Origin of the sequence: Akkermansia sp. AE01SA01 (assembly GCF_036417395.1) — a bacterium.
GTDB lineage: Bacteria > Verrucomicrobiota > Verrucomicrobiia > Verrucomicrobiales > Akkermansiaceae > Akkermansia.
On sequence record NZ_CP143890.1, the window covers coordinates 2762447 to 2779230 of the forward strand.

A 16784-nucleotide genomic window follows, 5' to 3' on the forward strand; every position below is an offset into this window, starting at 1 on the left:
CAACATCATACACATTATGAAAAAAACCATCACCGCAGCATGCGCACTCATCCTGACTCTTGCGTCAGCATCCTGTCAGAAAAGTACAACGGAACAGTTCCTGAACATGCAGGAAGAGATGATTGAGCTTATGGAAAACATCAAGGATCAATCCAGTGCCAATAAAGCGGCAGAAAAGATTGCCAAACTCCGGGCAGAATCGAAGGAACTGGAAAACTCCATGTCCCAAGAAGAGAAAAAGAAAATGTGGGATACGGAAGAATATAGAAAGTTTCTGTTTAAAAAAGAACCCGTAAAAATGGAGCTATTTCAGAAAGACTACTATGGCTCCTACGAACTAAGGCAAGCGATGTACGGAATGTAACCATTCCGAAGGGCAATATTCGTAACAGGTCATACTATGTCCAGATTTCCCATTTCATTGAAACAGTGCGGCATCTTATCAGTTGCTTCAGTGGCTCTGTTTTCGGTCTCCTGCTCCCCCATTGTGGCGGAATACACCTACCGGGGAACAGTAACCGGCACAAGTGGAAAGCAGACGCGTGAATTGACCGTCACAGAATATCAGGATGGAATAGTTTCAGGTAAATTGAGCATACCATCATCCCCAATCATGGAACCATCCTCCTGTGGGAGCATTGGCGGAAGAATTGAGGGCAGGCGGATTGAATTCCAGCTTACATCATTGGGGCAATCCTACCTAAGTGCCAAAATGGCCTCCATGAGCAATGCAGGCACTATTGTTGCCTACATAGGGAATATTTCCGGCAATCGTCACATTATCAGTGGAAAATGGCATGCAGCCAATGATCGGAATTCCTATCTTCGGGGTGGTTCGTTCTCCTTTCACCTGACTAGAAAAAACGGTAAACCTGTTGCCAAACCCAAAATCGCTCCTGCAGGAATTAATACGATGAAAATTGAAGGAGGTCCTGACGGATGGACGATATAATAAACATTTCAACCTGGAATCTCCACAGCACAACCTGGCGGCAAGATAAGCTTGATACCCCATTCCCTTTCATTTTCTGAACCATGCACCTGAAGGATTCCCATATAACCCCCTCACCGGATAATGCGGCGGAATCACAAACAGACTTGCCGCCCCTGCCCTCTGCGGTCGCGCCTGAAGTCCCCCTGCCGGAAGTGCCGCTCCCTCTGCCTCCGGCCACCCCCGAACCGCCTTTGCCGGAGATTCCGCTTCCTCCCCCTCCGGCCACTCCCGAACCGCCCTTGCCGGAGATTCCGCTTCCTCCCCCTCCGGCCACTCCCGAACCGCCCTTGCCGGAGATTCCGCTTTCTCTGCCTCCGGTCACGCTCCCTTCCAATTCCGGACAAAAGAAGCAACTAAGCTGGCTCATTCCGACAGCAGTAGTCATCCTGGCAACAGGCGGATGCTTAGGCTACTATTTGTACACAGAAAAAAAAGCCTTTGCGGAACAAACCGTTCAACTGGAAAAAGATACTGAGGCCTTGTCTGAAACAATAACTCTTCTGCATCAAAAACAGGAAGAAGCCCGGAAGGGCAATCAAACCAAACTCCTGAAGGAAAAAGAAAATATCCGCCTTCTGGAAACATTGCAAAAAAAGGAAAAGGCCGTGGAACAAATCCGGCAAAAGCACAACTCCGTCCTTGCTGAACAATCCAACGCCATAAAACGCATAGAAGCCCTGGAAAAAGAATTGGGTGAAAGTACCCGGAATAATATCGAAATACCAAGGAACGGGGGGAACTTCGTGGAATGTGTCAATAGCTCCACCGTCAAGGCCCCCATGATCAACCCGCCTTGCCCGGAAACCGACAAGAGCCTGTTACAAAACAGCCTTGCCTACCTAAGGGCACGCAAACAAGGAACCGCCGCTGCGCTTTCCGATCACTTTGCCCCCTATTGCAATTACCAGTACGCCAACAATCGGGAAGTTTCCAGGGAAATAGTTATAAATGAAATCCGGAAATTCTGGAATAAATGGCCCCAGCGCAATTATCGCCTTCTCGAAGTAGCCTACAAGAATAATCACGTGGAAATTATTTACATTTATAAGTATGCCGACCAGAGAGGCCGAAGCCTCCAAGGATACGCCAAGGAGATATGGGAGACCAACTCTAGCGGGCAAATTATCCATTGGCGGGAGGAACTCAATTCAAAAACTCCCCCAGCCGCCTCCGAAGGCCACCGCATCATATCCAAAAATAATTGACCGCCCTTACCCCATGAAAATCCTTATTCTCTCTTCGGTTCTAGCTCTCTCTCTGGGTTTTCCGGGATGGTTGTTCAGGTCATACGGACAAAACCGGGAACTATTCCAGCATGCCGGGCAGAAAATCGCCTCCCTGGAAGAAGAAAAATCCTCCTTGGAAGAACAACTCAACAAACATCATCCGAATACCCAGAACCCTGATGCCGATTCCATTTTGGGGAAACAAGAAGAATATCTTAAGCGGCAAATACTCAAGCAGGATCAAAATATGGACGCCCTGCAGCGTTTCCTGCAGGAAAGTGAGCACCAACTTCGTTTACTGAAAACAAAGGAACGGGAGCTGAAAAATCTGCTAGAAAAAAAGAAAAAGGAGGAAGCCAGCATCATCCATGCCCCGCAATCCATCGCCGGAGCTACCATTACCATTGAATACAAACTGGAAGGAGAAGACAACGTTTCTAAAAAAACGCTCAAATCAGGGGAATACTGGATTAATAAAAGCGACTATATACCTCAAAGAAATACTGCCCTGATCTCTTTTGAGTACTCTGAACAATTTAATGCCCAAAAATCCAGGAATTGGATCATTACCAGCGCCAGTTCTTTTAAAGAGTGGGTGAATGATGACAAGAAACAACTGGCCGTCATTACGTTCACCGGCAGAAAGGGAAACACATACACAGGCACGGTCAAGGGGTATATGGTGACCAATATAGGACAGGAGATCGGGATCAAGCTTGCCGGCATTGTCATTACGCTGCCCTAATAAACAATGTGATGCAGAATGGGCATGAGAACGGCTCACTTCCCTTCCTCCCTGTTGTCAGAAATGATCTATTCACCCTTGGCGGAGAAAGATTGGAAAAGGCGGAAGCCTACCGGAACCAACCGTCACATGCCGCCGTTCTCTAGCTCCATATAAATCCCACGCAAACTTTTGCGGCCAACAGATACACACCATTCATGCCGTTATGAATGAATCAGATAAAACATACTATTATGCCCCTCCCGGCGGACAAGCCTCAGGCCCCGTCAGCGAACAGGAACTGCGCAAGCTGCTGGAACAGGGAACCATCCATGAATCCGACAATGTCATCAGGAAAGGGGAAACCCAATGGCGTCAGATCAGGCAGGCGCTGAAGAATTATGACCAGTCCGGGAAAGACACCGCATTTGTTCCCTCCCCCATCCCTGTCTTCTTGCCGCCCCTGCCAACGGAGCGGCAAGAAGAGAACCGTGTTTCTGCCATCGACGGAGCTGTCCAGATCATGGATATAGTCGAGAAAACTCTCAATGACCTCAATACGTTTATAGATAATCGTCTGTACAGTTTGTTCGGATTCAGAAAATTGGTGCCTTACTTTAAAAAGTGGGTCAATTTCACCATTCATCTGACAAGTGTGATGACGATTTTGACATCCATCCTGTTGGCTTTTGCCGTTGCTTCCATTGTTTCCGCCCCCAAATCCATGTACATGAACCCTTATTCCACGTTCAATACCAGAGCCATGGAAACCGCACAAAAGGCAGCGGAGGCAAATGGCGGGATGTCTGGAGGGACCTTCCTGACGGCGTTGGGAGGAGGCTTTCTTCTAGGCGTCATCCTGCAATACATTTCCGGCTTGTTCTCAAAAGCCAATGTCAACTATTTCTATAACAGGAAGCCGGTGTTATCCTCCATGTTGCTGCCCCGGCTCAATGTCATCATATTGTGTATTTTATTGCTTGGCACGCTCATTTCCCTCTTCTTTGTAAAAGGGCTCTTTATTTTTCTGGCGATTCTGGCTCTGGCTTCCCAGTTGTACATGATCTGGCTGCATTTGAATTGCGACCGACTTTTCATGGAAGTGACGGATAAGGAAGCCTCCGGGCCTTCGGACCTTATTGGATATATGATGTATCAGCTCCGCTTCGCGCTGGTAGCGGCGCAGACGCTAATTCCCGTATGGTTGTTGGGATTGTGCGGCTTTTGTTGTTCCGTCCTCTTTTCCGAAGACAAGGGAGGTCTCCTTGTTCGGTTGCTGATGTCGGGAGAATTGTCCATATGCGGCGTGATTGGATGGCTCTCACTGCTGGCAGCGCCCATAGCTCTTCATTTGTGCTATATCTTCGCGGCTCTTGTGCCGGAACTGCTTTTATCCATCCTGAGAGGCTGGAAAAAATCCTGACACCATTACTTTACGTCACTCATGTCCGGGCAGAACATATTTCCTGACGGTCTTCGCCCTGATTCTTACAGAATCTGCACCTGTCCGCACGGGAGATTCGGCATCAGTTACCTGAACGGGAAAGCCATTCCTGCAAGGGTAAGTTTCATGGCTTCCTGATGCGCTGTCCAGCCCCCTCCGCATCGCCATCACGCTGGCCAATAAAGACGCCAAGCGCTTTTCCAACCAACAGATACATATATTGAACCGTTATGAACGAATCAAATAAAACATACTATTATGCCTCAGCCGACGGACAGGTTACAGGCCCCGTCAGCAAACAGGAACTGCGCAAGCTGCTGGAGCAGGAAACCATTCGTGAATCCACCAATGTCATCCGGAAAGGGGATGCCCGATGGAGCCGTTTGAGTGACTTCCTGCCGTCTCAAACCGCGGATCAGAACGAATCAGATAAAACATACTATTATGCCTCAGCCGACGGACAGGTTACAGGCCCCGTCAGCAAACAGGAACTGCGCAAGCTGCTGGAACAGGGAGCCATCCGTGAATCCGCCAATGTCATCCGGAAGGGGGATGCCCAATGGAGCTGTTTAAGTGACATCCTGCCGCCGCAAGGCAGACCCGGTTCTTCAGAGCCTTCCAGACAAAATCAAAAATTCCATGCTCTCGCCAAAGGAGAGGTAGGCAAGGGATTTCTGTCTATTTTATTGGATACGTATGCCATTGCCTTCAAAAACTTTTTATCTGTTTTTCTGGCAGTTATCCTGTGGATTTTAACCATCTGGATTCCATACATCCATATAGGAACCACGATAGCCATATTTAATCTTCCTGTGGATTTGGCCAAGGGAAAAATTATTTCTCCAACATGTATTTTTGCCAGACGCTACAGGCAATTCTTTGGAGAATTTTTTATCATGGCTTCTCTAATGATCTTCGGAATAGCGATTGGTTTATGTCTCTTTATCATCCCCGGCATCGTCCTGGCCTATTCATGGATGCTGGCGCCTATTCTTTTGATTGACAAGGGAGTCAATCCCACAGAGGCACTGACATTAAGCAATAAATACACTTACGGGAACAAGTTTTCCTACTTTCTGGCCTCAATTGCTCTATCGGTATCGTTTGGGGTTCTCCTCGGTCTCATATCCCTGGTCAGTTCCGACCTGGGTATGGTCATTAACATTTTGTTGGCTCCGGTAATGGGAATCTCTCTCATTGCAGCTATGTATAAAAAACTTGTTCTCTCAGGAACGAAGGAAGCTTGATTCCTCAATCGTCCTTCCCGCAAAGGAACGCATCCCGAACGTTTGCTGAAGAATCCGGATTCCAATATTTCAACAAATGATGCAGGCTCTTTCGTTATCAATGAAAATGACGGCTCTCGTGTTACTGTTCATGTTTTACGGTAATATTTCAAAAGGAGCTCCGGAAAAACAGCAAAACGGAATAGTCCCTGACAAGCAGGAACTGACGGTGCTGCTCAAAAAATCCAGTAATCCAAACAACGAACAACAAGCCAATAGAATCAGGGTGAAACTCTGGTTCTATTGGGAAAAAAGACTTCAACGGGTTTACCAGCGCTTGCAGAGGCATTACGCGCTCCGTCCGGAACTGGCGGAACCGTTAAAGACTTCCCAGCAAGCGTGGCTTACCGCCAGAGACGCCACCATGTATGCCTACGGATTCTGCCTTAAAAAAGGTGATGAAAACAGGAAAGAGGACGGGTGGTTCAAAGCCAATATGAACATCATGATCATTGAAATGACTGAAACGCGCTGCCGAATTCTGGAAGAACTGCTCAATATCGTTCAAAGCTGTGATCTTTAATTTACTATCTCCTCTCCACATTCCATGAATCTTCTTTCATTACTTCCTCTGCCTGTTATTACCGCCGTCTGCGGAGCCGGAGTGTGCGCCGCATATATTGAGGCACCCGGTTCCATCAATGGGGCGACAATCAATCTGGACGGGGAATTATACTATCCATCCAACATTACTATTGAACGATATGAACCTTGGAAAAATACAGCCCGGATGATCATACGCTACCATAAGCGGCTCATGCCCAGAATCCATCTTTCAGACTCGCTTACCGGTTCCACAACAATAGAAGAAGTCTATGGAGAAAAAGTAAAACCGGCTTTTGTTACCTTCACCGGACAAAAAGGGAATATTTATTCCGGAACAGTCGCAGGATCCATGTTTTCCCATTATAATTACAGAGGCGAAGAGGAACAAAAACGTCTAGCCATGCTGGAAGATAAAAAAATTGAGTTTATTTTTCCTGACGATAACCGTCCTGTGACGGGCAGTACAAAAGGGCCAAAAACCCTGAAAGAAGGCGCCATCCTTCAGATCCAGACGGATAAGAGAGCCTTCAGTTACAAAATCGGGAGTAACTGCATGTTATTATACTACTTCCTAAAATATCCGGATGAAAAAGAAGCCGGAATTGTTTTGGACTTGGACAAGCAGCCTGGAAAACCGGATATTTCCCTTTGTCTTTCCGCCTCGGATACATTTGAAGAAGTTATGACCATGTTTGACCCCGAGCCATACATCGTCTTTACAAAGAAATCATCCGATAAAATTTATGAAGGAGCTTTTTTCGGATATTTATACGGATACACGACAGATCCGGAAACAAATGATGCCCAGGAACCTAACTATACTGTCATTTTCAGAGAAAAGCTGCTGAGTATTAAAATTATTCTGCCGTTAATCTCCCAATAACATCCACTCTTTAAAAAGACATAAGGCCAATTCATCATGTTAGCTAAATTCGCATGAATAAAATACCCATTACATTTTTATCTGCTTTCATGGCTCTTGTGTGCGCCCCTTCCGCCTTTTCGCAGGAAGAAGTGAAGGCTCCCCAATCCCTGGACGGAGCTTCCATCAGAATCAAGATGGCTGATGAGAAGGAAATATTCTGTAAGGCAGATGATTTATGCATTATCCTGTACAAGCCGCAGGGTAATACGGCTCAGCTTATCCTTACCCACGCTACAAAGACTTGGCCCCAGAGAATTCGTTATGAAAAACTTTCAGGAGATGGCTCCTACGATGCGAAAGAGAACAAAGGGACGCCGGCCCTCCTCACTTTCACCTCCGTCAAAGGTTCCGTTTACCATGTCTCCGTGGAAGGCTACTGGACCAGCGACCATTCCCCTGAGGTTGAAACCGTACAGAGCATGGAAATCATTTTCCCTGCGAACGTATCCATCCATGGGGATGAGGAATGTATCGAACTCCTCCCCGAGACGGAAGAATTTGAAGAGCCGCAACGTACCTGAACTCGTTTCCCGCTCCGAATCATTTGAGCCTTCCAACTAAGTTCCCTTCCATCAGAACCACTCCACCCCATTGCATGCAGATGATCCCTCCATTTTTTAACAAGCCATTATCCGCCCTCCTCCTTTTCCTGTTTCTGTTCATTCCCCAGTCCTTCGCCCGGGATGACAGAGATAACCCTATGAAGCAATTCGCCTCCTTATTGGGCGATACACTCAAAGCCTCTTCCTGCAATGAAAGGAATTTACAGTCATCAAAACCACAGGGCAAGACATCTTCCCCCTCTGCCATGAAGCAGAAACAAAATCAACAAAAACAAAAACGTTTGTTCGAAAAATCGGCTCGGGAGGCGGAGAAACTGATTAAAAAATACAAGATTGACATCAATCAGGAAGTAGAGATCCTCACCCAAAAAACAACTCCTGTTGCCGTCGTGGCAGAATCCGGCAATGTTCCCATGATGGAACTACTTATCAAACACGGGGTAAATCTTGACCAGAAAGTTGAAAAACGCAACCGCGACAACATCCTCTACACCCACCCAGAGCATTCCCTCATCTTGAATGCGGCGGTGGCATCCGGTCATATCCCGATGATAAAGTTGCTTTTGCAGCACATACCGAATGCAGACATTTCAGGATTAGGGACTACCTATCTTGCCGCACGGCGAGGAGATTTGAATATGCTCCGCTTCCTGAAAGAACAGGGTATCCCCTTTCATTCCGCCTGTCTGGGACAGGCTGCAAGCAATTGCAAATGTCGTAAACCAGATTGCCCCCATCTGGCTGTTATGCGATATTTGCTGGAAGAAAACGGATTTGATATTAAAAGGGATCATGGCAGTTCCCTATATTATGCTTGTTGGAACGAAAATGAAATTTTGTTACACTTTCTGCTGGAACATGGGGCGGAATGCGACATTAACACGACTCCGAGCTATGCTGTCTGCCCTTCCTCCGGGCCAGTCCTCATCCATATGTGTATGCGCAAACATGAAAACGTCAACATCATCAAGACACTCCTTGCCAAAGGAGCCAATATTCATGCCACCCGAAAACATTCCACACAAAATGCTCTTCATGTAGCTTCCTACAACAATTGTGCTTCTGCCGTTCCCATCCTGATCAAGGCGGGCCTTGACGTCAATACCCGTGATAGTGATGGGAAAACTCCATTAATCCTGGCCGCCCAATTAGGCTGGTTGGAGACAGTGAAAATCCTGCTTGACCAAGGAGCAGATGTCTCCGCCAAGGACCACAAGGGAAAAACAGCCGCAGATTATGCCCTGGAAGCATCAAATCATACCGAGGAAACTCTGAACGGGAGTAATTTTGACAAGGAAAAAGCCGGGGAAGTCTATCGTTTGCTAAGCAAATCCCGCTAACTTGTAAGATACATAAACATCGTTTCAACACTGAAGTAGAAAGAAACAATGAAAATGGAAGCAAAAGGTGACTGTCCCCCTGGATTCCTTTTACACTGTATTTTTTCTTCACTGCTTTTCGTCAGGTCAGCAAACCTAACTTTCTTTGTGGATCTATTTTCGGAGGACAGATCACTATTGAACTTGAATGAAAAACGGAGTTATATAGGATAATTCTGTTCTATTGTTTATCTTCTATCAAACGGTTAGATTTTAATGCTAAACGTTTATATTATCCTTTATCCAATAATTCAATTAAGGAAATTCGGACAAATGAGAAGGAAAAGATTAAAGTATATAATCCACAAAAAAATCAGAATATCTACCCATCAAAAAGGCAATCTCATACATTCAACCACGTCACCAATCCATATGCATTCATGAACTTCATCAGAAAAAAATCATTCCTTCTCCTTCTTTTTATTCTCTTGGGGTTGAATTCGACATGGGGAAATGACGACATTTCCCCAGTAGCCCGGGCTTTAAAAGGGAGGACTGTCAATGCCAAGGGGGCTTCCGCTTCGGTAAATGAAAAAGCCGGATATTACGTTTTCATTTTTTCAAGTATTGGCTGCGGTCCCAGCATTGATCTCATTAGCGGGAATTCTTCCACTGCGTGGCAAAAAGCCCTGAAAAAGAGCAAGGTTCCTACCGAATGTATTGTCGTATTTTTACCGGGCGAACACGATTTTGACGACAGGGTGGTCAATCGTCTGAAAAAACTGGACAACCCGCTGCCCTATCCATACCTGCTTCCATCCCATTTGCCATGCCGCTTTTACCCCAATTACACGAACGGCACGCCCGCTATTCATGTCTTCGACGGCAAGGGACGTGAAGTCCCCTTCTCCTCGAGGGATCCGCAGGAGCTCATGGCTAAACTTGAAGAGTTTGATGCCTTACCGGAGGGGGAACGTACTTACATCAAGCCGGATACCGTCCAAAAAATGGATTTTTCTGAAACCGCCCTCGTCAATATATGGTCTGAAATCAACAAAACTCCTCTTTACCAATATGATTCCGCCGGTAAAAAAATGATTCCTTCCAAAATCCCTGGCAAAAAACCTTACCTTCTCTTATGCAGTCTGGGAGACTGCTCCAACGCAACATATGAACTGGAGAGAACCCGGTTGCTTGAGAGGATACGATTCATGCAGGAAAAATATGACCGTATTCAATTTTTAGGATATATCCCAGGATTCTCCGATGGTGATGAGTCCAAATTGGCCGAGTACTCAGAGAGATACAAATTGACGTTCCCTTTCTTTTACAGCCACATCCCTCAACGGCTCATTCCACATGAAGCCTTGCGGCCGGGCGCCATGGTTCATGATGAATACGGGTATGGCCTTGAGAGAATTAAAATAAACGGATATTCCGTCAGTTCCCATCCGGATAGCAGGAAGCAGGACGGGTTTTCCAAAGTTCTGGACGGAATCGAATTTCTGAATGGATTAAAGCACGAACTGTACGTAAAACAAATCATGATCAAACATTCCGTCAAACCTTATTTGTTCAACAGCATTGTATCTGTCACCAGAAACGCCGCTAGAAAATATCCGTCAAGCATCAAAAATCTCCCAATAGTCCATCCGGAGGAAACAAGCAGCGCAGGCGGACCAAAGATGTTCAACGACATGGAGAAGAATAAGGTTCAGGATAGCTCCATTCCCGATTTTAAATGGACTCCGGATTCAAAAGCGGAAGCCGTGATGGCAGATGCGGTAAAATATAATCTTCCTGTGCTCATTTATTTTCCCGATCCCTGGAAAAAATCCCCCATCAAGGATATTGAATCCGCCGCATTCAAACGCGGCATGAAAGGCGTAGCTCTCGGCCTTCTTGTAAAAACGAGCAAAAAATCCACCAAAAAACCGACTCCGCTGGAAGAGAAGTACGGAATCGGCTTATATCCTACTCGCATTCTGGTGAGTCCCGACGGGAAAAAGATCGACTCCAAAATAGGCGCCGAATTTGGAAATGACATAGGCCCCGAAGATTATGTGAATTATTACAAACGGCTTCGGCAGAAGGAGTAACATGTTTGGTATCATGGAGTTCACGTTCAATCTCTCCAATGCCTGAAAACAAATGAAATTCTTCACTCTGAATATTCTGCGATAAGTTTACCATGGACAGCACTCCTCTTTCCCCGGAGCAAGCAATCATTTTCCTGCAGAAGTTCGGAAAACCATTGAGCTTAACCCTGTTCATAGCGGAACCCTTATGTTCCGGCATAACCTTAAAAAATCGACACACTACAGGCGGGTATCCGGCAACGGCTCCGATTTCAAGGTCATCAACTTGGATTGGGCGGTATATTCGCGGCCCTTTTTCACCAGACCGCCGGAGCTGACCAAGTTCTGGAGTTTCTCATAAATTCTCAGCCTCAGGATTTCCTCGCCGCCCAGGGACATGTGCTTTTCCTTCATCACGACGACGGCACGCTGAAAGATTTCATTGAATTCCAGCATTCCGGCCTCATGAAGAATGACAATAAGCTCGTCAGTCACCAAATCAGGTGCTTTGCGCGAGGAACGTGATCTTCTATCCTCAAGCATGATGTTAGAACACTATCATGACACATTTCGAGGGTCAAGTTGATAAGTCCGACGCAGCCCTCCGCCACCCGGAGGAGAAGAAGGCAAATGACGGATGCCTAAAGATTAAAGGGAAGAACGTATTCCGGATTTTTTTCGTCCGGGTACATCTGCATGAATCCTCCCTAAGCGCACCTTCAGGACAAGCGCGGCGCATTCACGCCGCCTACCAGCAGCACGATTTCCCCCTTGGGGGCACGTTCCGCAAATTCCGCCGCCAGACGGGAAGCGGAGCCGCGATGGTAGGTTTCAAAGGTCTTGGTCAATTCCCTCGCCACGCAGACGGGCACATGTGGGTCCAGAGCCGCCAGCGCCCGCATGGTCTTGACGATGCGGTGGGGGGATTCGTAGAAGATGCTCGTATGGCTTGCTTCAACAGCGTTTTGGAGCATGGCCCCCTTTCTCCCGGATTTGACGGGCAGAAAGCCGCCAAAGAAGAAAGCGTCCGTAGGCAGGCCGGACCCCACCAGAGCCGTAACCACGGCGGAGGGCCCCGGCAGAACGGTGAAGCTCACTCCTTTTTCCTTGAGGGTCTGGATGAGGCGGTAGCCCGGATCGCTCACGCCCGGCATGCCCGCGTCACTAATGACGGCAAAGCTTTCTCCGCCCGCGGCGCGGGAGGCGATTTCCGCGCCGCGCGACTGTTCGTTGTGGTCGTGCATGCTCAGGAGCGGCTTCCGTATTTCATAATGGCTCAGCAGAAGCCCGGAATGGCGCGTGTCCTCGCAGGCGATGACATCTACCTTGCGCAGCACATCCAGCGCCCGCAGGGTGACATCCGCCCGGTTGCCGATGGGGACCGGAACAAAGTAAACGCTGTATTCTATTTCCGCCATGTGAAGGATACTCCCGGAATAACGCGGAACACTAGCCGTTGGTCAGCATTTCCGCAATGGAGGTTGCCACCAGGCGCGCCGCGTAGGAAAGGGCATTTGTCCGCGCCGTCTGGATGTTCCCCACGTCAAAGAATTGGCCGACTTCCTCAGCCGACCCCTTATAAAGCACTTTGCCCGTCCTGCCGTCAACCACCTGGTATTTGACGGCCAGGCGCAAGCCGAGTTCCGAGCTTTTATACGTGTCTTCCCGGGAGGAACGGAGCTGGTCGAAAGAGATGGAGTAAACCTCCCCCTGCACCCGGATGTCCGCATTCCCGCGGGAGCTCAGCCGATAGGTGCCGTCCCTCTGCAGTTCATCCGCCAGCGCTCCTGTCACCAGCGTGGCGGCGCGGGGCTCCAGGGAGTTGTTGGCAAACAGGTCGACCTTGACGGTTTGCGCAAATTCCAGTTTGGGCGGCTTGGTGCCCCCCATCTGGTAACCGCAGGAACCGGCCAGAAGAGAGAGAACGGGCAGCAGGAGTTTCAGGACGGTCCGGATACGGTTCATGATGGCAAGAGGGATTCTGTTACCTGACGGTCACGCCCAGCTGCTTCAGGCGGGCCTTCGCCTTTACGGCGGCGGCGGGATTGACATCCCCTTTGGAAGCCACTTCCTGATAGCAGAAGATGGCCGCGTTCGTGTCCTTCATCTTGGTCAGGTAGTATTCCGCTACTTCCAGCTGCTGGGCTATCAGTTCCCGCTTCATGGCGGCCAAGTCCGCGCGGACGGCTCCGGCTTTGGCGGTATTCGGGTAGCGCTGCAGGTAGTCTTCATACGCTTCCTGTGCGCGGGCCACGTTGACGTGGTTGCGGTCACCGTCGGCAGCCGCCTGGCGGTACAGGGTGGCGATCTGAAGCTGGGCCATGGGGGCCAGCGGAGAATCCGGATGATTATCCACCAGATTCTGGTAGGCTTCAATGGCTTCCTTCATGCGGCCGCGAGCCGCCAGATAGTTGCCCAGCACATTCATGGCCTGCGGGGCGGAAGGCGCATAAGGAGCATTGTCCCGCACATGGTTAAGCCATTCCGTCACGTTTCTGGGGTCCATCCGTACGTCGAACATCCACAGAACACGGTTGGTCAGCGCGCCGCTGGCCGCGCCAAAAGCCATTTCCTTCTGCCGTTCCATGGCTCTGGCGTACAAGGGGCTGTCCGGGTGGCGGTCTATCAGCTTCTGGTACTGGTCAAAAGCTTCGGCAGGGTCCTTCCGGGCCTCGTAAAGTTCCGCCATTCTGAACCTGGCCTGCGGGGCTTCCCGTGAAAGGGGATGCTTTTCCACCACGCGCCTGTACTTCTTGATAGCTCCGGAAAGGTCGTTTTTCTCCTCTTTCCCCTTGGCTTCCTGCATCAGAGAGATGGCTTTCTGATCCACCATGCGGACGGTTCCTGGAGGGGGAGGTGCTTCCGAAGAACATTGGCACAGTATGAAGGTTCCGGCCACGGCGGCCATGAGGACAAGCAGCTTTTTCACATTCATGACTTTACAGGAGGGAACGAGACCGCGTCAACCCGGTGAACGCAGATTGACGCGCAAAAGAAGAATCAATGGCCCTTGCCGTATACGGCCTCGGCATCAAAGACAACGCCGCCGTCCGCTTGCCGCAGGGTAACGGGCTGCCCCTGAGGCTGTGCTTTCAGTTCGTCGCCAAACGGGACGGAACGGTAAAAACAGGAGTGGTGCCCGGTATGGCAGGCTCCGGCGCCGCACTGGTCCACCAGCACGATCAGGGCGTCCTGGTCGCAGTCGATCAAAATTTGCTTCACTTTCTGCACATGGCCGCTCGTCGCACCCTTGTGCCAGATTTCCTGGCGGCTGCGGGAATAATAAACGGCTTCCCCCAGTTCCATGGTCATGCGCAGGGATTCCGCATTCATATAGGCCAGCATCAGGGGTTCATGGGTCACATGGTCCATGGCCAGGGCCGGAATCAGGCCATTCTGGTCAAATTTGGGGGCGAATTCCACGCCTTTTTCCACATTCACCTTGCCGCGGTCGGCAAAGACAATCCTGGATGCGATGTCATTTTGTTCCATAACCGGCCCCCTTAGTACATGAAATATTCGGCATATACCAATCTTTTCTGTTGCTCTGACGCAACGAAATGCTTTCATAGGGCGGTATGGCATTCACGGCATCCCAAGCGTTCGACCTGCTCCGCACCGCCTTCTCCCGCAACAGGCTTCCCCACGCTCTTCTCATCGTGGGCGACGAGCACCAGGGCGCGTCCCGCCTGATCCTGCAACTGCTGGAACTGATCAACGGAATCCGGGCGGACCATCTGGACGGCGTGCGCGACGAATACTGCCGGCTGGTACGCCCCAAATCCAAGTCCCGCCGCATTCTGCGGGATGACATCCGGGGCGTGGAGCCCTTTCTCCAGCAATGCGCGGCAGAGGGAAAATGGAAGATTGCCATCTTCATGGATGCGGAACGCATGAATGACGAAGCGGCCAACGCCTTCCTGAAAACCCTGGAAGAACCGCCCAGCCAATGCCTGCTCATCCTGGCCACAGCCCAGCCGGACCAGCTTTTGCAGACGATTATTTCCCGCTGCGTACGCGTCAATCTCCTGCAATCCGGAGAATTCAGGCTCACCCCCACCCAGGAGGCCCTGCTCCCCCACTGGCTGGAAACCTGCCGCAACCTCAATAACGATCTGGCGGCCCTGGCCTTCCGCAGCAAGTTCATCGACGTTATGACGGAGGCGAAAGCCGCCATCACCAAAAACATGAACCAGGCCCTGAAAGACGAAGCGAAAGAGGCTGCCCAGGGCACGGACACCACGGACTGGGAATCCCGAAACAAGGACGCCAACGCCGCCCAGATAGAAACGGAGTACCTGGAACAGCGCTCCCAAGCCCTTGAATTGCTGAGCAGCTGGTTCGGGCAGGCGGCATTGATCGCTTCCGGCGCTCCGGGAGTCGCTCCCATCCATCCGGAGGTGCAGACCCTAGCCGCGCAAATGCCCGTGAACGAACTGCTGCGGCGCATGGAAGCGATCAACAAACTGCGGGACGATCTGAATTTCAACATCCACGAGGCCCTGGCGCTGGATGTGTACCTGCTTGCCGCCGTAGGCTCCTCCTGACCGGACATCTCCCTTTTTTCCAAACCAACACACACCCATGAATACATACCCATGCATCCTGCTCCTAGCCACCGCTCTTGCTGGTGTGGCCCCCATCCTCGCCGTCACCCCGGAAGAGGGCAAACAGATTTATGCGGAAGCCAAGGCCGGAAAGGCGGAGGCTCAATACAGGCTGGGTCTCTGTTACCTGAAGGGGGATGGAGTCAAACGCAGCCCCTCCCAGGCCAAATTCTGGTTTTCCAAGGCCGCCCGGCAGGGACACCGCACGGCAGAACGCTCCCTGCGCCTGATTCCCAAAATGGCGCCACTGCCCGTCAACTCGTCCGTCGACCAGGCCACACGACAGAAAAAAGGGCTGGAATTGTACGAATACCTGTACAAGCTCAAGGATTACAAGGCGGAGAGAGAAGTTGTCGTCAAAACATTTGGCCGCGATAAGAAAGGAAAAATCCCCGCACAGGGAACGGCTCCGAATCTGGCCGCGGTCAGCGCCCTCATCCGTGCCGGAGCGGATGTCAACTATCAGGGGGAAGATACGCAGAATTACAAATCCTGCCCCCTGGCCCTGGCCGTCAACATGGAGTTTTACGAACTGGCGGACCTGCTCATTGCCAATGGTGCGGACGTCAATGTGGAATTGAAAGAAAACGGCAAGATCGGCAACTCATTCTCCCTGCTCAGCCGCTATTCCAACGACTATCCTCTTTCCAAGGCGAAGTACCTGCTGGAAAACGGAGCCGATCCCGACTACGTAAGGGATTCGGGCTATCCTCTGCTTGTCTGGGCCGCGAGGCACGGGCAGAAGGAATTCGCAGCCCTGCTTCTAGAATACGGGGCAGACCCCGACAAAACCCTGACGTTACCGCGCAAAAAAAATTACAAACCCGGCAACGGGGAAACGGCCCTCTGGGCCGCAGCCAATTCCACCAACGCCAAAGACCCGGACCTGGAAGCCGTCGCCAACCTGCTGATCCAGCACAAGGCAGACGTCAACCGCCGCGCCAGGGACGGCACAACGGCCCTGGACCGCGCCATTGCGCGGAAGAGGGATGGGCTGGTGCGCATCCTGAAAGCCGCAGGGGCCAAAACTTCCAAGGAATCCGGCAAGTAGGAGCGGACGGCTTTCCGGTCG

18 protein-coding genes are annotated in these 16784 nt (G+C 50.3%); 13 read left to right on the forward strand and 5 right to left on the reverse strand.

Annotated features, from left to right (window positions below):
- Positions 1-16: 16 nt before the first annotated feature.
- From V3C19_RS11205 to V3C19_RS11255, 11 genes are all read left to right on the forward strand, one after another.
- Complete coding sequence (locus V3C19_RS11205; protein WP_130083280.1) at positions 17-364, forward strand: hypothetical protein; 348 nt, start codon at positions 17-19, stop codon at positions 362-364.
- Between the two features lie 36 nt (positions 365-400).
- Positions 401-952 (forward strand): hypothetical protein, encoded by a 552-nt coding sequence (locus V3C19_RS11210; protein ID WP_295874890.1) that lies wholly within the window; start codon positions 401-403, stop codon positions 950-952.
- Positions 953-1233: 281 nt separating this feature from the next.
- Positions 1234-2199 (forward strand): DUF1348 family protein, encoded by a 966-nt coding sequence (locus V3C19_RS11215; RefSeq protein WP_302389019.1) that lies wholly within the window; start codon positions 1234-1236, stop codon positions 2197-2199.
- Between the two features lie 13 nt (positions 2200-2212).
- A complete protein-coding gene (locus tag V3C19_RS11220; RefSeq protein WP_295934314.1) occupies positions 2213-2965 on the forward strand; it encodes a hypothetical protein in 753 nt (250 codons plus the stop codon).
- Between the two features lie 205 nt (positions 2966-3170).
- Positions 3171-4367 (forward strand): DUF4339 domain-containing protein, encoded by a 1197-nt coding sequence (locus V3C19_RS11225; protein ID WP_130083284.1) that lies wholly within the window; start codon positions 3171-3173, stop codon positions 4365-4367.
- Positions 4368-4618: 251 nt separating this feature from the next.
- Complete coding sequence (locus V3C19_RS11230; protein WP_295934311.1) at positions 4619-5635, forward strand: GYF domain-containing protein; 1017 nt, start codon at positions 4619-4621, stop codon at positions 5633-5635.
- A gap of 130 nt (positions 5636-5765) precedes the next feature.
- Positions 5766-6197: a lysozyme inhibitor LprI family protein gene (locus V3C19_RS11235; protein WP_295934308.1), complete on the forward strand. Its 432-nt coding sequence runs from the start codon at positions 5766-5768 to the stop codon at positions 6195-6197.
- A gap of 24 nt (positions 6198-6221) precedes the next feature.
- Entirely contained in the window at positions 6222-7103 is an 882-nt protein-coding gene (locus V3C19_RS11240; protein ID WP_130083287.1) for a hypothetical protein, read from the forward strand.
- A gap of 53 nt (positions 7104-7156) precedes the next feature.
- Positions 7157-7666 carry a hypothetical protein gene (locus V3C19_RS11245; protein ID WP_149875083.1) on the forward strand — a complete coding sequence of 170 codons (510 nt, stop codon included), beginning with the start codon at positions 7157-7159 and terminating at the stop codon, positions 7664-7666.
- Between the two features lie 80 nt (positions 7667-7746).
- Positions 7747-9048, forward strand: coding sequence for an ankyrin repeat domain-containing protein (locus tag V3C19_RS11250; protein WP_330937097.1), 1302 nt, complete (start codon positions 7747-7749; stop codon positions 9046-9048).
- Positions 9049-9467: 419 nt separating this feature from the next.
- Positions 9468-11126 carry a hypothetical protein gene (locus V3C19_RS11255; RefSeq protein ID WP_295934303.1) on the forward strand — a complete coding sequence of 553 codons (1659 nt, stop codon included), beginning with the start codon at positions 9468-9470 and terminating at the stop codon, positions 11124-11126.
- A gap of 219 nt (positions 11127-11345) precedes the next feature.
- On the opposite strand, the gene V3C19_RS11260 is transcribed toward V3C19_RS11255, so the two are convergent.
- The 5 genes from V3C19_RS11260 to hisI all read right to left on the reverse strand — a co-directional run bounded on the left by V3C19_RS11260 (position 11346) and on the right by hisI (position 14597).
- A complete protein-coding gene (locus V3C19_RS11260) occupies positions 11346-11600 on the reverse strand; it encodes a hypothetical protein (RefSeq protein WP_130083292.1) in 255 nt (84 codons plus the stop codon).
- A gap of 224 nt (positions 11601-11824) precedes the next feature.
- Positions 11825-12523 carry a 16S rRNA (cytidine(1402)-2'-O)-methyltransferase gene (gene rsmI / locus V3C19_RS11265; protein WP_295874905.1) on the reverse strand — a complete coding sequence of 233 codons (699 nt, stop codon included), beginning with the start codon at positions 12521-12523 and terminating at the stop codon, positions 11825-11827.
- Positions 12524-12554: 31 nt separating this feature from the next.
- Positions 12555-13070 (reverse strand): LPS assembly lipoprotein LptE, encoded by a 516-nt coding sequence (lptE, locus tag V3C19_RS11270; RefSeq protein ID WP_130083294.1) that lies wholly within the window; start codon positions 13068-13070, stop codon positions 12555-12557.
- Between the two features lie 19 nt (positions 13071-13089).
- Positions 13090-14040: a tetratricopeptide repeat protein gene (locus tag V3C19_RS11275; protein ID WP_130083295.1), complete on the reverse strand. Its 951-nt coding sequence runs from the start codon at positions 14038-14040 to the stop codon at positions 13090-13092.
- Between the two features lie 65 nt (positions 14041-14105).
- Complete coding sequence (gene hisI, locus V3C19_RS11280) at positions 14106-14597, reverse strand: phosphoribosyl-AMP cyclohydrolase (RefSeq protein ID WP_295934301.1); 492 nt, start codon at positions 14595-14597, stop codon at positions 14106-14108.
- 86 nt (positions 14598-14683) lie between these two features.
- Here hisI and V3C19_RS11285 point away from each other — a divergent pair, with 86 nt between their 5' ends.
- Positions 14684-15652, forward strand: coding sequence for a hypothetical protein (locus V3C19_RS11285; protein ID WP_295934299.1), 969 nt, complete (start codon positions 14684-14686; stop codon positions 15650-15652).
- 37 nt (positions 15653-15689) lie between these two features.
- Entirely contained in the window at positions 15690-16763 is a 1074-nt protein-coding gene (locus tag V3C19_RS11290; RefSeq protein WP_295934298.1) for an ankyrin repeat domain-containing protein, read from the forward strand.
- The last annotated feature ends 21 nt before the right edge of the window (positions 16764-16784 follow it).

Coding starts and splice junctions, on each gene's coding strand:
- V3C19_RS11205 (WP_130083280.1), top strand. CDS start 17: ATGAAAAAAACCATCACCGCAGCATGCGCACTCATCCTGACTCTTGCG.
- V3C19_RS11210 (WP_295874890.1), top strand. CDS start 401: ATGTCCAGATTTCCCATTTCATTGAAACAGTGCGGCATCTTATCAGTT.
- V3C19_RS11220 (WP_295934314.1), top strand. CDS start 2,213: ATGAAAATCCTTATTCTCTCTTCGGTTCTAGCTCTCTCTCTGGGTTTT.
- V3C19_RS11225 (WP_130083284.1), top strand. CDS start 3,171: ATGAATGAATCAGATAAAACATACTATTATGCCCCTCCCGGCGGACAA.
- V3C19_RS11230 (WP_295934311.1), top strand. CDS start 4,619: ATGAACGAATCAAATAAAACATACTATTATGCCTCAGCCGACGGACAG.
- V3C19_RS11235 (WP_295934308.1), top strand. CDS start 5,766: ATGTTTTACGGTAATATTTCAAAAGGAGCTCCGGAAAAACAGCAAAAC.
- V3C19_RS11240 (WP_130083287.1), top strand. CDS start 6,222: ATGAATCTTCTTTCATTACTTCCTCTGCCTGTTATTACCGCCGTCTGC.
- V3C19_RS11245 (WP_149875083.1), top strand. CDS start 7,157: ATGAATAAAATACCCATTACATTTTTATCTGCTTTCATGGCTCTTGTG.
- V3C19_RS11250 (WP_330937097.1), top strand. CDS start 7,747: ATGATCCCTCCATTTTTTAACAAGCCATTATCCGCCCTCCTCCTTTTC.
- V3C19_RS11255 (WP_295934303.1), top strand. CDS start 9,468: ATGAACTTCATCAGAAAAAAATCATTCCTTCTCCTTCTTTTTATTCTC.
- rsmI (WP_295874905.1), bottom strand. CDS start 12,523: ATGGCGGAAATAGAATACAGCGTTTACTTTGTTCCGGTCCCCATCGGC.
- lptE (WP_130083294.1), bottom strand. CDS start 13,070: ATGAACCGTATCCGGACCGTCCTGAAACTCCTGCTGCCCGTTCTCTCT.
- V3C19_RS11275 (WP_130083295.1), bottom strand. CDS start 14,040: ATGAATGTGAAAAAGCTGCTTGTCCTCATGGCCGCCGTGGCCGGAACC.
- hisI (WP_295934301.1), bottom strand. CDS start 14,597: ATGGAACAAAATGACATCGCATCCAGGATTGTCTTTGCCGACCGCGGC.
- V3C19_RS11285 (WP_295934299.1), top strand. CDS start 14,684: ATGGCATTCACGGCATCCCAAGCGTTCGACCTGCTCCGCACCGCCTTC.
- V3C19_RS11290 (WP_295934298.1), top strand. CDS start 15,690: ATGAATACATACCCATGCATCCTGCTCCTAGCCACCGCTCTTGCTGGT.